At 37.3% G+C, this 616-nt stretch carries 1 protein-coding gene and 1 pseudogene; one reads left to right on the top strand and one right to left on the bottom strand.

Annotated features, from left to right (window positions below; translation table 11 throughout):
• Window positions 1-122: pseudogene (locus tag WG89_RS32600) on the top strand (IS5/IS1182 family transposase); the annotation flags it as partial.
• A 230-nt stretch (window positions 123-352) separates the two neighbouring features.
• Here WG89_RS32600 and WG89_RS31860 read toward each other — a convergent pair.
• The coding region (locus tag WG89_RS31860) for a hypothetical protein (RefSeq protein ID WP_062271232.1) at window positions 353-616 on the bottom strand (264 nt) is incomplete at its 5' end.

Raw genomic sequence — 616 nt, 5'->3', positions numbered from 1 at the left:
GTCAATTTGGATTTATAAAAGCCAGGTATCGAGGTTTGAAGAAGAATGACAATAAACTGTCTACTTTATTTGCCCTGGCGAATATTGTTCGACTGGATCAAATGATCCGGGCACAGGGTTAGTCCGCCCTGAAGTCACGAAAGTGGCTAAATATCATACAAATAAGGGGTTGAGACCTCTGATTTCAGTCCTACTTCGAACTCGATTCAAGAAGGGAAGTAAATTAGAGGTTATTCGCAGGTTCCTTAACTTGTACATAGCGTTATAGAAACTAATTCTTATACTTATAAAAGTGAAAAGCTATTGATAGAATGGGACAGCTATAGAGCTTTTAAATATCCATGAAGGCCTATTATTCAAGATAGATCCTATAAGCACTGTTACAATCATCCTTATCAATAAGATCGATTCTGACTGATATGCTAGAAGTTCTTGCAGCCATTAAAATACTTAATGCCATTTTAGTATCAGTGTTAGATTCTTTAAAACGGAACGAAGCACACCCACATTTTTTACTACTCTCTGTAGACACATAAACTGTTCCATTACTGGAATCCAACCCCATGAACCCTACCTTATTACCAGTCTCAGTACAGCTATCCGCATAAGATAGAGA

The organism is Endozoicomonas arenosclerae (assembly GCF_001562015.1).
Taxonomy (GTDB): Bacteria; Pseudomonadota; Gammaproteobacteria; order Pseudomonadales; family Endozoicomonadaceae; genus Endozoicomonas_A; species Endozoicomonas_A arenosclerae.
The sequence above is the reverse complement of the archived record's forward strand: the minus strand, read 5'-3'. Positions and strand labels throughout refer to the sequence as shown.